General features: G+C 41.8%; 15 protein-coding genes. 10 read left to right on the top strand and 5 right to left on the bottom strand.

Annotation, left to right across the window (positions count from 1 at the left end; all coding sequences use genetic code 11):
• The first annotated feature begins 57 nt into the window (after positions 1-57).
• The 5 genes from metB (at position 58) to ACWPW6_RS17900 (ending at position 8,748) form a co-directional block, all read left to right on the top strand.
• A complete protein-coding gene (metB, locus tag ACWPW6_RS17920) occupies positions 58-1,218 on the top strand; it encodes a cystathionine gamma-synthase (RefSeq protein WP_154622561.1) in 1,161 nt (386 codons plus the stop codon).
• 11 nt (positions 1,219-1,229) lie between these two features.
• Positions 1,230-3,671, top strand: a complete 2,442-nt coding sequence (locus ACWPW6_RS17915) for a bifunctional aspartate kinase/homoserine dehydrogenase II (RefSeq protein WP_249999496.1) — start codon at positions 1,230-1,232, stop codon at positions 3,669-3,671.
• 406 nt (positions 3,672-4,077) lie between these two features.
• The gene (ppc, locus tag ACWPW6_RS17910; protein ID WP_154622559.1) at positions 4,078-6,717 is read left to right on the top strand and encodes a phosphoenolpyruvate carboxylase; all 2,640 of its coding nucleotides are present in this window, start codon (positions 4,078-4,080) and stop codon (positions 6,715-6,717) included.
• Between the two features lie 334 nt (positions 6,718-7,051).
• A complete protein-coding gene (locus ACWPW6_RS17905; RefSeq protein ID WP_249999494.1) occupies positions 7,052-7,645 on the top strand; it encodes a LemA family protein in 594 nt (197 codons plus the stop codon).
• On the top strand, positions 7,642-8,748 hold the full coding sequence (locus tag ACWPW6_RS17900) for a TPM domain-containing protein (RefSeq protein ID WP_249999492.1): 1,107 nt from the start codon (positions 7,642-7,644) through the stop codon (positions 8,746-8,748). The genes ACWPW6_RS17905 and ACWPW6_RS17900 overlap by 4 nt, the downstream gene beginning before the upstream one ends.
• A 52-nt stretch (positions 8,749-8,800) precedes the next feature.
• Here the strand turns inward: ACWPW6_RS17900 and metF are convergent, their stop codons facing one another.
• Both metF and argE read right to left on the bottom strand, forming a co-directional pair.
• A complete protein-coding gene (metF, locus tag ACWPW6_RS17895; protein WP_154622556.1) occupies positions 8,801-9,685 on the bottom strand; it encodes a methylenetetrahydrofolate reductase in 885 nt (294 codons plus the stop codon).
• 228 nt (positions 9,686-9,913) lie between these two features.
• On the bottom strand, positions 9,914-11,068 hold the full coding sequence (gene argE, locus ACWPW6_RS17890) for an acetylornithine deacetylase (RefSeq protein ID WP_196714153.1): 1,155 nt from the start codon (positions 11,066-11,068) through the stop codon (positions 9,914-9,916).
• A gap of 102 nt (positions 11,069-11,170) precedes the next feature.
• On the opposite strand from argE, the gene argC reads away from it, so the two are divergent.
• The 4 genes from argC (at position 11,171) to argH (ending at position 15,741) form a co-directional block, all read left to right on the top strand.
• On the top strand, positions 11,171-12,175 hold the full coding sequence (argC, locus tag ACWPW6_RS17885) for an N-acetyl-gamma-glutamyl-phosphate reductase (RefSeq protein ID WP_163863328.1): 1,005 nt from the start codon (positions 11,171-11,173) through the stop codon (positions 12,173-12,175).
• Between the two features lie 37 nt (positions 12,176-12,212).
• Positions 12,213-12,989 (top strand): acetylglutamate kinase, encoded by a 777-nt coding sequence (gene argB, locus ACWPW6_RS17880; RefSeq protein ID WP_154622553.1) that lies wholly within the window; start codon positions 12,213-12,215, stop codon positions 12,987-12,989.
• A gap of 77 nt (positions 12,990-13,066) precedes the next feature.
• On the top strand, positions 13,067-14,287 hold the full coding sequence (locus ACWPW6_RS17875; protein ID WP_154622552.1) for an argininosuccinate synthase: 1,221 nt from the start codon (positions 13,067-13,069) through the stop codon (positions 14,285-14,287).
• Between the two features lie 77 nt (positions 14,288-14,364).
• Positions 14,365-15,741 carry an argininosuccinate lyase gene (gene argH, locus ACWPW6_RS17870; RefSeq protein WP_154622551.1) on the top strand — a complete coding sequence of 459 codons (1,377 nt, stop codon included), beginning with the start codon at positions 14,365-14,367 and terminating at the stop codon, positions 15,739-15,741.
• A 74-nt stretch (positions 15,742-15,815) separates the two neighbouring features.
• On the opposite strand, the gene ACWPW6_RS17865 is transcribed toward argH, so the two are convergent.
• Both ACWPW6_RS17865 and ACWPW6_RS17860 read right to left on the bottom strand, forming a co-directional pair.
• A complete protein-coding gene (locus ACWPW6_RS17865; protein WP_154622550.1) occupies positions 15,816-16,172 on the bottom strand; it encodes a hypothetical protein in 357 nt (118 codons plus the stop codon).
• A gap of 60 nt (positions 16,173-16,232) precedes the next feature.
• Positions 16,233-16,565, bottom strand: a complete 333-nt coding sequence (locus ACWPW6_RS17860; RefSeq protein WP_249999490.1) for a pilus assembly protein — start codon at positions 16,563-16,565, stop codon at positions 16,233-16,235.
• A gap of 1,509 nt (positions 16,566-18,074) precedes the next feature.
• On the opposite strand from ACWPW6_RS17860, the gene oxyR reads away from it, so the two are divergent.
• Positions 18,075-18,983 (top strand): DNA-binding transcriptional regulator OxyR, encoded by a 909-nt coding sequence (gene oxyR / locus ACWPW6_RS17855; protein ID WP_154624410.1) that lies wholly within the window; start codon positions 18,075-18,077, stop codon positions 18,981-18,983.
• 72 nt (positions 18,984-19,055) lie between these two features.
• On the opposite strand, the gene sthA is transcribed toward oxyR, so the two are convergent.
• The gene (gene sthA / locus ACWPW6_RS17850; RefSeq protein ID WP_154624411.1) at positions 19,056-20,453 is read right to left on the bottom strand and encodes a Si-specific NAD(P)(+) transhydrogenase; all 1,398 of its coding nucleotides are present in this window, start codon (positions 20,451-20,453) and stop codon (positions 19,056-19,058) included.
• Positions 20,454-20,752: the final 299 nt, after the last annotated feature.

Raw genomic sequence — 20,752 nt, 5'->3', positions numbered from 1 at the left:
GACGTCCATACATCTAATGAGTATTATTTGACTTACCGTCAATCAGGAGAAGCGTTTATGTCCCTTAAACCGTCGACTATCGCCATTCATAATGGATTAAATGAAGATACGCAGTTTGGTTGCGTTGTTCCCCCTATTTACCTGTCGAGCACTTATAACTTCACAGGATTCAATGAGCCGAGAGTTCATGATTATTCACGTCGAGGAAATCCAGGACGTGATATTGTGCAAAGAACCATCGCACAGCTTGAAGGCGGTAGTGGTGCGGTAATGACTAACAGTGGAATGTCCGCATTACATCTTTTATGTACGGTGTTTTTACAGCCTGGTGACTTACTGGTCGCCCCTCATGATTGTTATGGTGGAAGTTATCGTCTCTTCAATAGCCAGCATCAACGAGGCGCTTATCAAGTACAGTTTGTTAATCAAAACAATCAAGATGAGCTACTTGCTGCACTGAAGAAAAAACCTAAATTGGTCCTGATCGAAACACCAAGTAACCCGCTACTGACTATTTATGATATTGAGCATATTGCGCGTTTAGCGCATGAAGTGGGGGCTTTCGTTGTTGTCGATAACACGTTTTTAAGCCCTGTTTTACAACAACCTATCGCGTTAGGGGCAGATTTTGTGGTGCATTCCTGTACAAAATATCTTAATGGGCATTCAGATATTATTGCGGGTGCAGTGATTGCCAAAGAGGAAAAATGGGCTTTAGAATTAGCGTGGTGGGCGAATAATATTGGTGTCACGGGTGGCGCATTTGATAGTTATCTGTTGTTAAGAGGGATACGAACGTTGTCTCCACGCATTAAGCAGCAACAAAGTAATGCGCTGGAAATTGTCAATTATCTTACAGCTCAACCATGGGTGAAAAAGTTATACTACCCAGCGTTACAAGACCATGCTGGTCATGAAATCGCGGTGAAACAGCAAAAAGGCTTTGGTGCGATGCTGAGCTTCGAGTTTAATGGCGATGAACAACAGTTGTGCCGTTTTTTGAGTGCATTAACATTGTTTACATTGGCGGAGTCATTAGGCGGTGTTGAAACATTGATCTCGCATACCGCAACGATGACCCATGCAGGGATGTCGGCAGAAGCACGTGCCGCCGCCGGTATTACCGATAGTCTACTCAGAATTTCTGTTGGGATCGAAGATAGTGAAGATTTGATCGCAGACTTAGAGAATGCATTTAGAGTTGCGGCGCAACGTTAGTGGAGTATTTGATGAGCGTACTGACAGCAGTTGAGGCGGGTCCATATCACCGCCAGTTACATAAATTTGGGGGGAGTAGTTTAGCCGATGTAAAATGTTACCAGCGAGTTGCTAACATTATGGCGAATTATAGTCAGCCTGGTGACTTAATGGTCGTTTCCGCCGCTGGCAGTACAACTAACCAGTTAATTAGCTGGTTGAAACTGAGTCAAAGTGATCGTATTTCTGCTCATCAAGTTCAGCAATACTTGCGTCGTTATCAGCAAGAGTTGATCAATGGGTTATTGTCTGAAGAAAAAGCGGCTCAACTAAATCATCAATTTGTTGAAGACCTAGAGCGTTTAAGTACGTTATTAGATAAACCTATTAATGATGCCTCTTATGCTGAGGTTGTCGGGCATGGTGAAATTTGGTCAGCGCGGCTCATGTCAGCCGTATTACAGGAAGCTGGCATGCAAAGCGAATGGCTGGATGCTCGTGCTTTTTTACGGGCAGAAAGAGCCGCTCAACCTCAGGTTGAAGAGTCGCAATCACGCCAATTATTGCAACAAATTTTAGTGCAGTATCCTAAGCATCGTCTCGTTGTAACCGGTTTTATTTCGCGTAACCAAGCGGGAGAAACCGTGCTATTAGGCCGTAATGGTAGCGATTACTCCGCCACGCAAGTCGGTGCATTAGCTAACACCGAAAAAGTGACAATTTGGAGTGATGTTGCGGGGGTTTATAGTGCGGATCCACGCAAAATTAAAGATGCTTGTTTATTACCATTATTACGGCTTGATGAAGCCAGTGAATTAGCTCGTCTTGCCGCCCCAGTCTTACACACACGGACACTACAGCCCGTTTCTGTCAGTAATATTGATTTGCAGTTGAGGTGTAGCTACCAGCCAGAGCAAGGGTCAACAAAAATTGAACGTGTTTTGGCCTCTGGCACAGGCGCTAAGATTGTAACCAGTCATGATGACGTCTGTTTGATTGAGTTGCGCATTGCACAAGGGCGTGATTTTAATCAGATATATAAAGATATTGATCTATTATTAAAGCGAACTCAATTACGCCCGTTGGCGCATGGCATTCACCCCGATAGAAACCTATTACAATTTTGCTATACCGCTGAAATTGTTGAAAGTGCGTTGGATGTGTTAGAAGAAGCGGCATTGCCGGGCACATTATCTCTTCGGGAAGGCTTTTCGCTGGTGGCACTGGTTGGTGCTGGTGTCTGTAAGAACCCACTGCATAGTCATCGTTTCTATGAAGAGTTAAAAGAACAACCAGTTGAATTTGTTTGGCATTCAGAAGAAGGTATCAGTTTAGTCGCGGTCTTGCGTTCAAATCAGACTGACCATGTTATTCAAGGCATGCATCAAAGCCTCTTTCGTGCTGAAAAACGTATTGGGTTGGTATTGTTTGGTAAAGGTAATATTGGTGCGCGTTGGTTGGAGCTGTTTGCCACAGAACAACCCAATATTTCAGCACGCAGTGATTTTGATTTTGTGTTGGCCGGCGTTGTCGATAGTCGCCGTAGCTTACTGAATTATCAAGGAATTGATCCTAGCCGTGCGTTAGCGTTTTTCGACGATGAAGCGATTGAGCATGAAGATGATAATCTCTTTTTATGGATGCGCGCACATCCATACGATGATTTAGTGGTGCTTGATGTGACCGCCAGCCAAGCGCTAGCAGATAGTTATGTGGATTTCGCTAGCTATGGCTTCCATGTGATCAGCGCAAATAAAATTGCCGGCGCTGCACCAACACAACAGTATCGTCAGATCCGTGATGCATTCAGTAAGACTGGCCGTCATTGGTTATACAATGCGACGGTGGGAGCCGGTCTACCAATCAACCATACCGTACGCGACCTTAAAGAGAGCGGCGATGCAATTTTAGCGATTAGTGGTATTTTTTCAGGTACGCTGTCATGGCTGTTTTTACAGTTTGATGGTTCAGTGCCTTTTAGCGAGCTAGTCGAACAAGCATGGCAGCAAGGGCTGACGGAACCTGATCCTCGCATTGACCTTTCAGGTGAGGATGTTATGCGTAAATTGATTATTTTAGCACGCGAGGCGGGCTATGAAATTGAACCGAGTGATGTGCGTGTTGAATCCTTGGTGCCAGCGCAGGCAGAAGAGGGGTCTTTAGACGAGTTCTTTGAAAATAGTGCGGTCATTAATGAACAAATGCAGCAGCGTTTAGAAGCCGCTAAAGAAATGGGAATGGTATTGCGCTATGTTGCACGATTTGATGCGGTGAAAGGTCGCGCTCGTGTTGGTGTTGAAGCCGTTAAACCTGAACATCCACTCTCTTCTCTGCTACCAGGGGATAATGTGTTCGCGATAGAAAGTCGCTGGTATCGTGATAATCCATTAGTTATACGTGGCCCTGGTGCCGGCCGTGATGTGACTGCTGGAGCTATTCAATCAGACCTTAATCGGCTTTCACAATTGCTTTAATCAGTTTGATAGTTAGGCATCGCGATGGTGCCTAACTATCACTATCCGTGATTTCCCTTATTTTTCTTCTCCTATTTTTCACCTTTTTGTTCTGATGATTTAATTCTTAAGCAATATTCATGTCTTGAAAGTGCTGAATCGACGATATATTGCGCTGAAACAATACTTAAATAAGAAAAACTAATAAGAATAAGGCTGTAATTAAATTTCAGAAAAATCCCCCAAAGTGCTTTTTTTCTGATATCTATATAGAGACAAGGGTAAAATTTGGCGGCTGTATCACAAAACAACAACTCTATCGCAGCCGATTGAAATTTAGTTACAGGAAATTAGGTCGCAGTCTGTTAACCGTCAACCAACCTGAGGCGGTGTTGCATTCTGCCAGAAGCACAAGGTCAGGAGTCTCATGAATCAGCAATATTCCGCAATGCGCAGTAATGTCAGTATGCTGGGTAAACTACTTGGCGACACAATCAAAGAAGCGTTAGGTGAGGATATCCTCGATAAAGTTGAATCTATCCGTAAGTTATCAAAGTCATCACGCGCGGGTAATGAAGTACAACGCCAAAAACTATTGATGACGCTACAAAACCTCTCTAATGACGAGCTATTGCCAGTTGCAAGGGCGTTTAACCAATTTCTGAATCTGACGAATGTTGCTGAACAGTATCACAGCATCTCTCCGCATGGTGAAGCAGCGAGTAATCCTGTTGCACTTAAAAAACTTTTTAGTCGCTTAAAAGAGAAACATTTTACCGATGCTGATCTCTGTCAGGCAGTCAATCAGCTGTCGATCGAACTGGTATTAACGGCGCATCCGACTGAGATCGCACGCCGTACCTTGATCCATAAATTGGTTGAGGTTAATAACTGTTTATCGCAACTCGATCATGATGATCTGGCTGATTATGAACGCAATAATATTATGCGTCGTTTACGCCAGTTGGTCGCTCAATCATGGCATACAGATGAAATCCGTAAAATACGCCCAACGCCGATTGATGAAGCAAAATGGGGATTTGCCGTAGTTGAAAATTCATTGTGGGAAGCAGTTCCGGCTTTCTTACGTGAATTTAACGAACAACTTGAAGATTCAATTGGTGCTGAACTTCCTGTCGAAGCAAACCCAATTCGTTTTACTTCTTGGATGGGGGGAGATCGCGACGGTAACCCGAATGTCACCGCTGAAGTGACTCGTCATGTCTTATTGCTTAGTCGCTGGAAAGCTGCCGATTTATTTTTGAAAGATATTCAAGTGCTCGTTTCTGAATTGTCCATGACAGAAGCGACGCCAGAGCTACGGGCGTTAGCGGGGGGAGATGATATTGATGAGCCATACCGTCAAATTGCAAAAAATTTACGAGGTCAGCTTTTCTCCACATTAGAATATTTAGAGCGCCGCGTAAAAGGCGAGCAGGTATTACCTCCTGCTGATTTACTGACGGATAATGCGCAATTGTGGGAGCCTTTATACGCTTGTTATCAGTCACTGATGGCGTGTGGGATGAGCATTATTGCTAATGGACAATTACTGGATACCTTACGCCGTATCCGTAGTTTCGGCCTGCAACTGGTGCGTATTGATGTTCGCCAAGAAAGTACGCGTCATACAGAAGCACTTTCTGAACTGACTCAATACCTTGGTTTAGGTGATTATGCCGCGTGGTCTGAAGACGAAAAACAAGCGTTTCTTTTGTCTGAACTACAATCACGTCGCCCACTGATCCCACGTAACTGGCAACCTAGCCCAGAGACAGAAGAAGTCTTCGAAACGTGCCGCGTTATTGCCGAATCGAAAAATGATTCTATTGCCGCCTATGTTATTTCTATGGCGAAAGTACCTTCTGACGTTTTAGCCGTTAAATTACTGCTAAAAGAAGCTGGCGCATCTATTCGCCTGCCTGTCGCACCGCTTTTTGAAACACTTGAAGACTTAAATAATGCTGAAAGTGTGATGAAAAAATTATTGAGTATCGAGTGGTACCGTGAGCTGATTGATGATCGTCAAATGGTCATGATTGGTTATTCAGATTCGGCAAAAGATGCGGGAGTCATGGCTGCGTCATGGGCGCAATATCGAGCACAAGATGCGCTAATTAAGCTATGTGATAAAGAAGGGGTAACCTTGACGCTATTTCACGGCCGAGGTGGTACTATCGGTCGTGGCGGTGCACCTGCACACTCAGCTCTCTTATCTCAACCACCGGGTAGTTTGAAAGGCGGCTTACGTGTTACTGAACAAGGTGAAATGATCCGCTTTAAATTTGGTTTACCGCAAGTGGCGATCAGTAGTCTTGCTCTGTATGCGAGTGCCATTTTAGAAGCCAACTTGTTGCCACCCCCTGAGCCGAAACAAGAGTGGAAATCCGTGATGGATACGCTCTCTGATGTTTCGTGCGCCATGTATCGTGATTATGTACGTGAACAACCTGACTTTGTGCCATATTTCCGTGCTGCAACGCCTGAACTCGAATTAGGCAAATTGCCATTGGGCTCACGTCCAGCAAAACGCCGTCCAACTGGGGGTGTCGAAACCTTACGTGCCATTCCATGGATTTTTGCATGGACCCAAAACCGCCTTATGTTGCCTGCATGGCTAGGTGCTGGTGCTGCTTTGAAATACGTGATTGAGGAAGACGGTAAACAAGCCATATTAGATGAGATGTGGCAACAATGGCCATTCTTTAACACCCGCATCGCCATGTTGGAGATGGTTTACGCCAAGGCTGACTTGTGGCTGGCGGAATATTACGACCATCGCTTGGTCGAAGAACGTTTATGGCCGCTGGGGCTAAAATTACGTGAACAGCTTTCTGAAGATATTAAGAGTGTGCTCGCGGTATCGAAGGATGAAGCTTTAATGGCGGACTTACCTTGGATTGCTGAGTCGATCGCATTACGTAATGTGTATACAGATCCACTCAACGTATTACAAGCGGAGCTATTACACCGTTCTCGCCAACAAGAACAACCCGACCCACGTGTTGAACAAGCGCTGATGGTGACGATTGCGGGTGTCGCTGCGGGAATGCGCAATACTGGCTAGGTAATATACCGGTCAGATCAGTTCGCTGATTTGGCCGATATCACATCCTTTATTAAAACAGTAAGAAGGTTGCCAAATTGAAATGGCGCCTTCTTTTTTTATTGATTTTTTCTGTATTGCCTTTGACGCAGTGGTATCACTTATCTTATTGAGAATAACCACAAGAACTTTATTGATATTTATGTTAAGTTGCTAAAATAGACATGAGTTATGGACTGAATTGCATGACTTCATTCATGTATCAAACGACTAATGGAATGATGGATGTCGGTCAGATTTAATTTATTCCTGTTGTATTCAACAACGGATATCCGAAGGATAGAGTGTCATAACAATGCGTAAACTGATTATTTCTATTTTAGCGCTTATTATTATTATTTCGGTCATTGTCATTACCAACTACAACAGTATTCAACAAAATGATGAAGCTGTTGATGCTGCCGCATCCGAAGTTATTAACCAATATCAACGTCGTGCTGACCTTATTCCGAATTTAATTAATGTGGTAAAAGGTTATTCTGGTTATGAAGAAAAAATACTGATAGACGTTGTGCAATTAAGGGCGAAAGTTGGTGCAATTAACATTGATGCCAGTGCGTTATCAGACCCTGCTATTTTAGTGGAGTATCAAAAAGCACAAGCACAATTAGGGCAATCATTATCCCGTTTATTAGCCATATCGGAAAGTTATCCAGACCTTAAAGCAAGCCCATTATATCAAGACTTAATGACACAACTGGAAGGTGCTGAAAATCGTATTGCAGTTGCAAGAGGTCGTTATATTGAAGCAGTCCGCCAATACAATACACAAATTCGCAAGTTCCCTAATAACTTGATTGCAAGTTATTTTGGTGACTCTGCAAAAGCGAATTTTAACGTAGAAAACGAACAGGCGATAAAAACAGTACCGACGGTGGATTTTAATTGAAATATCGGCATGTCATCTGGCTATTATTATTCTGTGTATTGAGCAGCGGAACTTGGGCGACACAACGCATTCCACTTCCTGCATTGGGAAGTGATAGGGTACTCGACCATGCAGGTCTATTAAGTGAGTCACAGTATCAAACGTTAAATAACCAGCTATTAAACTTTGAAAAGCAGCGTGGTGATGGAACGCAATTTGTTGTTTATATTGTTCCAACGACAGCACCTGAAACAATAGAGCAATTTTCATTACGCGCGTTTAATCGTTGGGGACTCGGAAAAAAAGGCAAAAATAATGGTATATTGCTTGTTGTATCGCTAGACGACCGCAATGTCCGTTTTGAAGTTGGGTATGGTTATGAAGGCGTGATGACCGATGCCCTCTCTGGGCGTATCATTCGCCAAAGTATTATTCCTAATTTTAAACATGAACATTATTACACAGGGATCCAAAATAGCGTATCTCGTGTGATAAATGTGATCAATGAAGCCGTAGGCTATCAAATGGGCGGCTCTTATGGTGGATTTGTGCTACCAAAGAGTATCGAGAACTATAAGCTCTTCTATTTCATATCATTTATTACCGCTTATTTTACGGCGCTCTTCTATGGTACTAAACAACGTCGACTATATATTGAAAAGAAAATCTATCGTATCGCGTATGCGGATAAATCCAAACGGGCACGAGCAAATCAACAGCTACAGTTAGCTAAGCTAAAAAAGTATCATCAATATAAATACTACTTTCCTTCACTATTTAGTACGTTGTTGATAACGACTCTCTATTATTTAGCACTCATGTTATTAACGACCTTGTTAGAAGGAAGATTTGACCTAATTTTACTTCTCTTGATGGCCCTATTTTGTGTTGTAGGGAGCATGTTTGCGACACCAATATTCTTGGTCGTGATACATACCATTTTGCCAGCTTACCGACAGCAACAACAGGAATGGAATGATATTTGCCGACCTTATTATTCCTCTTCTTTTAGCTCATCGGATTTTTCGAGCTCGTCAAGCTCCTCGAGTTCATCGAGTGATCATGACAGTGGCGGAGGCGGTGGTGGGTCGAGTGGCGGCGGTGGTGCCTCAGGGCATTGGTAATAGCATAAGAGAGATGAAGGTCGCAAAGTGCGGCCTTCATACTCTATAGCGGCTATGGTCTTACTCCAAGCGTGTGGCAAATCGCATACGTCAGTTCAGAGCGGTTTAAGGTGTAAAAATGGAAATCTTTCACGCCTTCACGGCTTAAAATCTTCACCATATCCATGGCAATTGAGGCGCCAACTAAATTACGGCTTTCAGGATCGTTATCTAACCCTTCAAACATTTTATTCATCCATGATGGGATACGCACATTGGTCAGCTTGGCAAAACGTTCCAATTGACGGAAGTTTGAGACAGGGAGAATTCCCGGTACAATTTCAACATCAATCCCCGTTGCGACGCAGCGGTCACGAAAACGTAAATAGCTCTCTACATCAAAGAAAAATTGCGTAATAGCCCGATTCGCTCCCGCATCAATTTTCTTTTTTAAGCTAATCAAATCAGCTTGGGCGCTTTTAGCTTCAGGGTGCACTTCTGGGTAAGCGGCGACTGAAATATCAAAATCTGCTTCTGTTTTAAGAAGCTCAACTAAATCAGCCGCATACATATCTGGTTTACGGCTATTATCCGGCAAGTCACCACGTAATGCCACGATTTGGCGAATACCGTTATTCCAGTAATCACGCGCGATTTCTTTGAGTTCCTCACGGGATGCATCAATACAAGTCAAATGAGGCGCTGCAATTAAGCCGGTTTTGTCTTTAATATCTTTAATAATGCTATGGGTTCTATCACGCTCACCTGAATTTGCACCATAAGTTACAGAGACAAATTTGGGTTTAAGGTTTTTCAGTCTATCAATGGATTTCCACAGGGTTTGTTCCATCTCTTCAGTGCGTGGCGGAAAAAACTCAAAGGAGACATTAATTTGCCCATCTAGCTCAGCGAGACTTTGATTTAGCGCTTCGCGCTGATTTGCGTGAAAGAAACTCATACCCTGTCCTCATGACTTTGTAATGACGAAACGAAAATTGTATCGATAATTGACTATATCCATTTGTGCGTCTATACGTTTAGACGTCTAAATAGAGATTACCGGATATGCTGATACTGAGTCAACACTTAAATGAAATAGAGGTGTGAGGGTTTTTCAGGGGGAATAGGAAAAAAATTCATGTAAGAAAATGCGCAATAACCAAAGATTATTGCGCAGAACGCATTTTTATTCAGTTAAGCAGAAGTGCTCAATTAACTGGCTAATGAGTTGTCGAGTGGGTTCGATGAATTTCATATCAATAAACTCATCGGGTTGATGCGCTTGTTCAATAGAGCCGGGGCCCAGTACCAACGTTGGACACAATTCTTGAATAAATGGCGCTTCAGTACAGTAATTTACGGTATCCGCTTTTTGACCAAGGAGCTGTTCAATCACTGCAACCATTTTATGATCGGTTGGGCACTCATAACCGGGGATCGGTGGGTGGAGAGATTCAATGGCTAGCCGTCCCGGCCATTGTTTTTTCACCGGCTCTAAGGATTCATTTAATAATTCATCGAGATCTTGCAAAGTCAGCCCAGGTAATGGGCGAATATCCATGTGCAATTCACAGCAACCACAAATTCGGTTAGCTGCATCTCCACCATGAATATGACCAAAATTCATGGTTGGATAAGGGATGACAAAAGCCGGATTGTGATAGCGCTCTTTCAGCGTATTACGCAGTGTCATGAGATGTGAAATAGATTCATGCATCAATTCAATTGCGTTAACGCCTCGGGCAGGGTCACTCGAATGGCCTGATTGGCCAGTAATACGGATCGCATTGGAAAGATGGCCTTTATGTGCTCGTATCGGTTGTAGTGAGGTTGGCTCACCAATAATCGCAAAATCAGGACGTAGCTGTGTACTGGCCGCAAAATAACGCGCCCCCGCCATTGATGTTTCTTCATCTGCCGTTGCAAGGATATGCAGTGGGCGAGTCAGTTTATTGATATCAATATCACGCAACGCATCAACGATAAAAGCAAAAAAGCCTTTCATATCCGCAGTGCCGAGGCCATATAACTTGCCGTCTTGTTCTGTCAGGGTAAATGGATCTTTGCTCCATCGACCTTCATCAAACGGCACGGTATCCGTGTGGCCACATAGCATCAAGCCACCACTTCCTTCACCAATCGTCGCGAGTAGGTTGTATTTGTCGCGGGTATCTGGCACTGGTTGTATATTCACCGTAAACCCGAGTGTTTCTAGCCACCCACCAAGCAGTTCGACCAGAGCCTTATTACTCTGATCGAGTTGCGAATCAGTGGCACTGATAGAGGGAGTGGCAATTAATTGACGATAAATCTCAATAAATGCAGGTAATTTAATATTCACTGTTGACAGCCTTTATCCATAATAGTATCAATATTCATGCACTTTATTTGAATAAAAATACACATTAAACTGTTTGGGTCACGAGCACAAGGTAGAAAGCATATGTTGAACACACTCATTATCGGAGCCAGTGGTTATACTGGAGCAGAATTAGCGGCTTATCTGCAACGTCATCCTGAAATAAATCTTCAGGGATTGATGGTGTCAGCTCAAAGTGCTGATGCAGGTAAATGCTTTTCTGATCTACATCCCCAGTATAAGGGTATTATCGATATTCCTGTCTTACCATTAACGGATGTTGCGGCTGCGGCACAAGGTATTGATGTCGTTTTTCTTGCCACTGCTCATGAAGTTAGCCATGACATCGCCCCTCAGTTTTTAGAGGCAGGCTGTGTCGTTTTTGATTTATCGGGTGCTTATCGTGTTCAAGATGCCGCTTTCTACCCAAAATATTACGGATTCGAACATACAAACAGTCAATGGTTAAATCAAGCGGTTTACGGCCTTGCTGAGTGGCAAGCCGACAAAATTCGTCAAGCACAACTCATCGCTGTGCCGGGATGCTATCCAACGGTTTCTCAATTAGCGTTGAAACCGTTGATTGAAGCGAAACTACTTGATGACCAAATGTGGCCAGTGATTAACGCGACGAGTGGGGTCTCGGGCGCGGGTCGTAAAGCTTCTATGACAAATAGTTTTTGTGAAGTGAGTTTACAGCCATACGGTATTTTCACGCATCGTCATCAACCTGAAATCGCAACGCATTTGGGACGTGAGGTCATTTTTACACCGCACTTGGGGAATTTTTCTCGCGGTATTTTGGCTACGATTACTTGTAAGGTAAACGCTGGTGTGACGACCGAACAGATTCAACAAGTCTTCAAAGATGCCTATCACAACAAACCGCTAGTGCGTTTGTATGAAAAAGGTGTTCCAGCACTGAAAGCTGTCGTTGGCACACCATTTTGCGATATTGGCTTTGTATTAAAAGGCGAGCACCTAATCTTAGTCGGAACGGAAGACAACTTATTAAAAGGTGCAGCGGCACAAGCGGTACAGTGCATGAATATTCGTTTCGGTTTTAATGAAACGCAATCATTACTTTAGTGATATCACGGTCAACGAACTTATTAAGGATTAACCCATGCAACCATTAGTGATCAAATTGGGTGGTGTATTACTGGATAGCGAAGAAGCGCTTGAAAGATTATTTACTGCATTACAAACCTATCGTCAGTCTCATCAACGACCTTTAGTGATTGTACATGGTGGTGGTTGTCTGGTTGATGAACTTATGCAAAAGCTCCAATTACCGGTGGTGAAGAAACAAGGACTCCGTGTCACACCTGCTGATCAGATTGATATTATCACTGGTGCATTAGCAGGCACTGCCAACAAAACACTATTGGCGTGGGCGACTAAATACCAGTTACAAGCGGTTGGACTATCATTAGGTGATGGACAAAGTGCAACAGTCAGCCAGTTAAATGATGAGCTTGGTCATGTTGGGGATGCGAAACCCGGTGATCCTAAATTGTTACAGTTACTATTGGGGGCAGGTTATTTACCTATCATAAGCTCGATCGGTGTGACTGAACAGGGTTTATTGATGAATGTGAATGCTGACCAAGCAGCAACGGCTATCGCACAAGCTTTGAATGCCGACTTAGTCCTATTATCAGATGTTAGCGGCATCCTCGATGGGAAAGGGCAAAAAATTGATGAAATGACCACAGCAAAAGCGCAGAAGCTCATTGAACAAGGCATTATCACAGATGGCATGATCGTCAAAGTGAACGCGGCATTAGACGCAGCAAAAACGTTGCAACGCCCAGTAGACATTGCAAGTTGGCGTCATGCAGAGCAACTCCCCGCACTATTTAATGGCACAGCCATCGGTACGCGGATTTTAGCATCATAAAATGGGTGCGTTCGGGGGGCTTTGCCAACCAATAACACATGAACTCTTTAATTAAGCGAAATCGGGATAGGTAAGTTATGAAAAAGGGCATCAAAAAAATCGTATTGGCATATTCAGGCGGTTTAGATACATCAGCCATTATTCCATGGTTGAAAGAAAACTATGATGACTGCGAAGTGGTTGCCTTTGTGGCAGATGTAGGTCAAGACAGAGAAGATCTGGTGGGTGTGGAGCAAAAAGCACTGCAATCAGGTGCATCTGAATGTTATGTGGTGGATCTGCGCGAAGAATTTATCAAAGAATATATCTACCCAGTATTAAAAACGGGTGCGTTATATGAAGGGAGCTACCTATTAGGCACGTCGATGGCACGTCCTATTATTGCTAAAGCACAAGTTGAAATCGCATTAAAAGTTGGGGCCGATGCCGTTGCGCATGGCGCAACCGGTAAAGGAAATGACCAAGTGCGTTTTGAAAGCACCTACACCGCGCTGGCACCTCAGTTAAAAGTTGTTGCGCCGTGGCGTGAGTGGAATTTACGTTCCCGTGAAGCGCTACTGGACTACCTGAAAGAACGTAATATTCCAACAACGGCAAGTTTAGAGAAAATTTATAGCCGCGATGAAAACGCATGGCATATTTCGACTGAGGGTGGCGTATTAGAAAGTACTTGGAATGCAGCCAACCAAGACTGCTGGGTGTGGACTGTGGATCCAAAAGATGCCCCAGATGAAGCGGAACTCGTCACTGTTGGCGTTAAACAAGGGGAAGTGGTTTCTGTTAATGGTCAAGCTTTATCTCCACTCGGTTGCCTTGAAGCATTAAACGTCTTAGGTGCGAAACACGGTGTGGGTCGTATTGATATCGTTGAAAACCGTTTAGTAGGCATGAAGTCTCGTGGTTGTTATGAAACACCCGGAGGCACCATTATGATGGCAGCTCTACGTGGTATTGAGCAACTTGTTTTGGATCGCGATAGCTTCAAATGGCGTGAGCAGCTAGGCCTAGAAATGTCTTATGTGGTCTATGATGGACGCTGGTTCGCTCCTTTACGTCAATCACTGCAAGCGGCAGCAGAATCTTTAGCGCAGGATGTCACCGGTGAAGTTGTTTTGAAACTGTATAAAGGGCAAGTGACAGCTATTCAGAAAAAAGCTGATAACAGCCTGTATTCAGAAGAGTTTGCAACTTTTGGTGAAGATGAAGTCTATGATCACAGCCATGCTGGTGGCTTTATCCGTTTATATTCTCTTTCTTCACGTATTCGTGCACTCAAAGAGCAGAACAAAGCGAAATAGTTTTATTGAAATACTCCGCCGACAGCCATTGGCTGTCGGGGATAACATTTATTTTATCAATCAGATAGGGAACAGTTATGGCACTTTGGGGTGGACGTTTTAGTCAAGAAGCCGATCAACGGTTTAAACAATTTAATGATTCATTGCGTTTTGATTACCGCTTGGCGCAACAAGACATTATTGGTTCGGTTGCCTGGTCAAAAGCGTTAGTCACAGTCGGGGTGTTATCAGAAGCAGAACAACAATCCCTTGAACAGGCATTGAAGGCGCTATTGAAAGAAGTACAAGATAACCCCGAAAGCATTTTGCAAAGTGATGCAGAAGATATTCATAGCTGGGTTGAAGGAAAACTGATTGATAAAGTAGGTGATTTAGGTAAAAAACTGCATACGGGTCGTAGCCGTAACGACCAAGTCGCGACGGATTTGAAATTATGGTGTAAAGACCAAATAGCACAACTATTAGAAGCGGTGATTGAGCTACAAAAAGCCTTAGTTATCACCGCTGAAAATAATCAAAATGCAGTGATGCCTGGTTACACCCACTTACAACGTGCTCAACCCGTTACTTTCGCACACTGGTGTTTAGCATACAGTGAAATGCTGGCTCGGGATGAAAGCCGCCTCAAAGATACATTAAAACGTTTAGATGTTAGCCCATTAGGCTGTGGTGCATTGGCAGGTACGGCTTACGATATTGACCGTGAACAACTGGCTTCTTGGCTGGGGTTTGCATCTGCAACACGTAATAGTCTTGATACGGTGTCAGATAGGGATCATGTTTTAGAACTGTTATCTGATGCAAGCATTGGTATGGTTCACTTATCCCGTTTTGCGGAAGATTTAATTTTCTTCAATAGCGGTGAAGCTGGTTTTGTTGAACTTTCTGACAAAGTCACCTCCGGTTCATCATTAATGCCTCAAAAGAAAAACCCAGACGCACTTGAGTTAATTCGTGGTAAGTGTGGTCGTGTGCAAGGGGCATTAACTGGGATGATGATGACGCTTAAAGGATTGCCATTAGCTTATAATAAAGATATGCAAGAAGATAAAGAGGGCCTGTTTGATGCTCTTGATACGTGGCTAGACTGTATGCATATGGCTGCATTGGTGTTAGATGGTATTCAAATCCGTCGTCATCGTTGTGAAGACGCAGCAAAACAAGGCTATGCCAATGCGACAGAACTCGCAGACTACCTTGTTGCTAAAGGCGTTCCATTCCGTGAAGCACATCATATTGTGGGCGAAGCCGTTGTGGCGGCAATTAGCCAAGGAAAAGCATTGGAAGAAATGACATTAAGTGATTTACAAAAATTCAGTGATACTATCCAACTCGATGTATATCAAATCTTATCGTTACAATCATGCTTAGATAAGCGTTTAGCCAAAGGTGGGGTTGCAAAGAGCCAAGTGAGTCAGGCAATCATCGAAGCTAAATTACGTTTAGGGCTGTAAGAGATGGTTGGGTGTTGAGTAGAAACATAAAAAAAGCGGGGTAGTTATTCTACCCCGAGGTCAATCGTTGCTACTTAAATATACTTAATTGTTAAAAGGCCTAATTGACTTTGCTTATCAACCCAATGATAGGTATAAACGCCTCTACCATTATTCATGGTTCCCCAGTCTTTAGACTGCGCTATTTTTTTGATATCCAATTTTTCTTCTACCATATCCGCCTTGTCATTTAAGCAATTAAATATTAATTGTTGTTGGTTGCTTACACTGTTCATACAAGGTGGATGGACAATAGAGCCAGTAAAATGAATAACCCCACTGTGCGTTCTTTGTTTTACTTCCGTATCTGCAACGCTAAATACAGGAGTCATTAAGAGTACTGTTAATAGAGCGAAAAGATTTTTGTTTAAAGTTGAAGATAATGTTTTCATGATTTTTTTCCTTGCTGATCTGTAGTTTATAATTAACTGTTTGTTTTTATTTATTTTTTGTTAAAGGTACTGCACTGAAATCATGGCAAGATTTCTTTCTTTATTCGTCCATTTGAATTGATATATGCCGCGATTATCAGTTGTTTGCTTCCATTCAGATGTTTTGCTTTGTCGTGAGTAATGAATATTTGATTTTTTAGTTTTATTTTCTTTGCTATTAAAACAATTCAATTGAACGTTGTTGTTATTAAAATCATAGCTGCAAGGCGGTTGTACAATAACTGCTTTAAATGTAATGGTGGTATTGTTTGTCTTTGCTTGTGCATTCTCTGTTAATAGTACTGTAGCGAGTAATACAAGTGACATTGATGATATGACGACTTTTTTCATCATGGCTTTCATCCTCTAGATATATTTAAGTGTGGTTTGCGTATATTAATTACCACCAATTTTTGATGAGCGAATTATATAGATATCAACTCGATTTAGGTGTTAATTTTAAAAAGCAAATGTGAGTAAATATATTTAAAATGAGTTGGCTTTATTTATGCACAGCATTGCCTTATGTATAATGTGTCAGAATTAAACTCTGTAAAATATCATCAATTGTTGGTATTTGGTGTTATATGCCACTGTCTGTCTTTATTTTGTTGGTTTTATCTTTCGCAGTGTGAAAAAAGTCATTATCTAATTTGATGTAAAATATAAAGTAAATCATGGGAATTTTTATTGATTTTTTAATTAAAATTAATAAATCAATAAACAAAATCGACATAATGTATCTAAATGTTTCACTGGGTAAGTGAATTATTAATTATCTTTTTTAATCCTTATTGTGTTTTACCTTAATATATTTGTAAGTCTTTAAAATGTTTTTATTTTACTTAATTATCTGTTGTTAATATTGATGGCTGATTTTATGTAATAATAAATTTATATCTTTAACACTCAATCGGCGTATTACAGGGCCAATAAGAGTACATTAGTTGTTTATACCTATCGGTGTGCTTTGCTTATTAACTCTCTAATGATAGTTAGGTAATGCCATTCTTAATTTTTTGGTGGCTATTGTGCTTCTCATCGTGAAAGCCATAATTCTCTTCATATCTATATGAGTGATTCTTTTTGGTTATCAAGATCGTTGTTATGAATGCTGACAGGACTTGCCACCAATGAAACGCGATGGTTCCAACGATAAGTACAGTGTTTAACAAGTCGCTAAGCGTTTTGCTAATCGAGTACAAGAATGTGAATGGATTAATACGGTTTACGATAGGATTTAAGCTTTTCATAGCGTTTCTCCTTTGGCTGTACCTGTAATAGGTTTTAAGCATTCCAGAAAATCGCTATTCCATTAACGTCTATTTCCTTTTTGTTGTTCCTTCTTATTTACCTAAATATAGCCTCCATTTTGGAATGCAATTTATTTTTTCACTAATAATATGTTGCTAATTATTAGTGAAAAACTTCAAAATTAATCACGATATCGATAATTTTTTGGGTATAAATATTATTTATATTTCTTAGTTAAGTGATTAATTTTTTATGGTGGGTTTTGAGTTTTCTTTAGAAGGGGGGCACAGAGCTAAAAAATATATTTATAAATAATATGTTAATAAACGTGAACTAATATTACTATTTATTTCATTAATAATGGCATTTAATTTCATTAAAACGATGAAAATTAATGATATTTGAAATGTTCTATTGGGTTATTTTATGAGAGATTCAATGTAATATTTAGTCATATTTGGTTTCATTTAGACATGTTTATACTGAGTACACAGGATACCTAAAGCAGTAAAGATGAAGAAATACTGAGCATCTCAATGGTAATTGATAGTTAAAAGCATTAGATTTCTGCTATACTGATTGGCAATCTATATTAAGAAGGGCTGCAAAATGAACATTCGCGATCTGGAATATCTAGTAGCATTAGCTGAACACAAACACTTTCGTCGAGCCGCGGACTCTTGTCACGTGAGTCAACCAACACTGAGTGGCCAAATACGTAAGTTAGAAGAAGAACTCGGTGTTATGTTACTGGAACGAACCAGTCGTAAAGTGTTATTTACTCAACAGGGGTTGCTGCTTGTTGAACAAGCGAGAACGATTTTACGCGAAATTAAAGTATTACAAGAAATGGCGGCTCTACAAGGTGAAAGTATGTCGGGACCTTTACATATAGGGTTAATTCCGACAATTGCTCCTTATCTTCTACCTCTGATTATTCCCGAATTGCATAAACTGTTTCCTAAACTTGAGATCTATTTACACGAAGCGCAAACGCAACAATTACTCGCGCAGCTCGATAGTGGGAAATTAGATTGTGCAATTTTGGCTCAAGTAAAAGAAACAGATCCGTTTATTGTGGTTCCTTTATTTGAAGAACCGATGAAGTTAGCTATTTATGAAGGTCATTCATGGCGTGATCGCGACACTATTGATATGAGTGAATTAGCAGGTGAAAAGCTATTGATGCTTGAAGACGGCCATTGCTTACGTGATCAAGCCATGGGCTTTTGTTTCCAAGCTGGCGCAAAAGAAGATACACATTTTCGTGCTACCAGTTTAGAAACTTTGCGGAATATGGTCGCGGCGGGAAGTGGAATTACATTATTACCTGATTTGGCAGTACCGAGTGAAACATGTCGTGATGGGGTGTGCTACTTAAATTGTATTCATCCAGAACCGAAGCGTACTGTGGTATTAGTTTATCGTCCAGGATCACCATTACGTGGACGCTATGAGCAACTTGCTGAAGCTATTTATAATTTAATGAGTAGTTATTACAGCCAAAAGGCGCGTTAAAGTGACATAGAATCTATTTTACTTGCGAGTAGTGATTGCCGTGTGATTTTCGGCAATCACTAACGTCACTGCTTAAAATAAACGGTTTAACCCATTTAATGCTGCGACACGAAATGCTTCTGCCATCGTAGGGTAGTTGAATGTAGTATTCACAAAATACTCGATCGTATTTCCTTCCCCTTTTTGCTCCATGATAGCTTGACCGATATGAATAATTTCAGCGGCTCTTTCACCAAAACAGTGGATACCCAAGATCTGCAATGTTTCACGATGAAATAGAATTTTCAAGCTGCCAACATTCATACCCGCAATTTGCGCGCGAGCCAAATGCTTAAATTGAGCGCGTCCGACTTCGTATGGAATTTTCATCGCTGTTAATTGCTGTTCTGTTTTACCAACAGAACTAATTTCAGGGATGGTATAAATACCAGTAGGAATATCTTCAACTAGATGGGCATTTCCTAAATCTTCAGCAATAGCTCGAGCGGCAATACGACCTTGGTCATAAGCAGCGGATGCCAAGCTTGGGTAACCAATAACATCGCCAACAGCATAAATACGTTCATTAGATGTACGATATGCGCTATCGACTTTAACGAGTCCTCGGCCATCAGCTTCAATACCAACATTAGCTAAGCCAAGCTTGTCTGTATTACCTGTCCGCCCGTTAGCGTAAAGTAAACAGTCAGCTTTGACTTTTTTGCCTGACTTAAGATGAACAATAACCCCATCATCGACGCCTTCAATTTTTTCATATTCTTCGTTATGACGAATAACGATACCGCTATTCCAGAAGTGATAAGAAAGGGCATCTGACATTTCTTGGTCTAAGAATGCCAGTAAATGATCGCGAGTATTAATTAAATCAACTTTAACACCTAATCCGCGGAAGATAGATGCATATTCACAACCAATCACGCCAGCACCATAAATAATCACATGACGCGGTTCATGGGTGAGATTTAGGATGGTATCACTGTTGTAAATACGGGAGTGATTAAAATCAACATCGGATGGACAATAAGGGCGAGAGCCTGTCGCTATCACAATATTATCTGCGCTGAGAACATCGCAGCTTCCATCCGCATAGCGCACACTAACATGGCGCTCATCAATAAAGGTTGCTTCGCCAGAAAACATTGTGCAGCCATTACGCTCATAAAAACCTTGGCGCATACGTGTTTGTTGGCTAATGACACTTTCAGCATGCTTAAGGATTTCAGAGAAAGAGGAGCGTAAAGAGCGAGAATTATCACTGTAGAGAGGATTTTGGTTGAATTCGATAATTCGACTAACGGCATGACGGAGTGCTTTGGAGGGAATGGTTCCCCAGTGGGTACAGCCACCGCCGACACTATTATAACGTTCTATAACGGCGACGTTTTTTCCTTGCTTCACCAGTCCCATGGCGGCGCCTTCTCCACCTGGCCCGGAACCAATGACGATTGCATCAAAATGAATGTGTTGCATGAGGTAAGACCTGCTATAAAAACAAAATGACAACATGATGTTAGCATATCCGCTGATTATTTACCCGTTTTAGTCATGACCTTTCAATCTATAACTTAATTTATACCGCTTATTTTATTGGCTGACGGGGAATCGACAGCTTAAATTAACAGGCGTGGCTGGCTTTGATTCAGAAAAATATTTCTTTATGCCTTATTTAAATGGGGTAATGAATTTTGAGCAATTAAGCCATGAAAAGCCAAAAGTTATTGAAAAATGATTTGGTCAAATTCTGAAAAGCAGTAATCTGTATACTTAAT

The organism is Providencia sp. Marseille-Q8014, assembly GCF_965112055.1.
The sequence above is the reverse complement of the archived record's forward strand: the minus strand, read 5'-3'. Positions and strand labels throughout refer to the sequence as shown.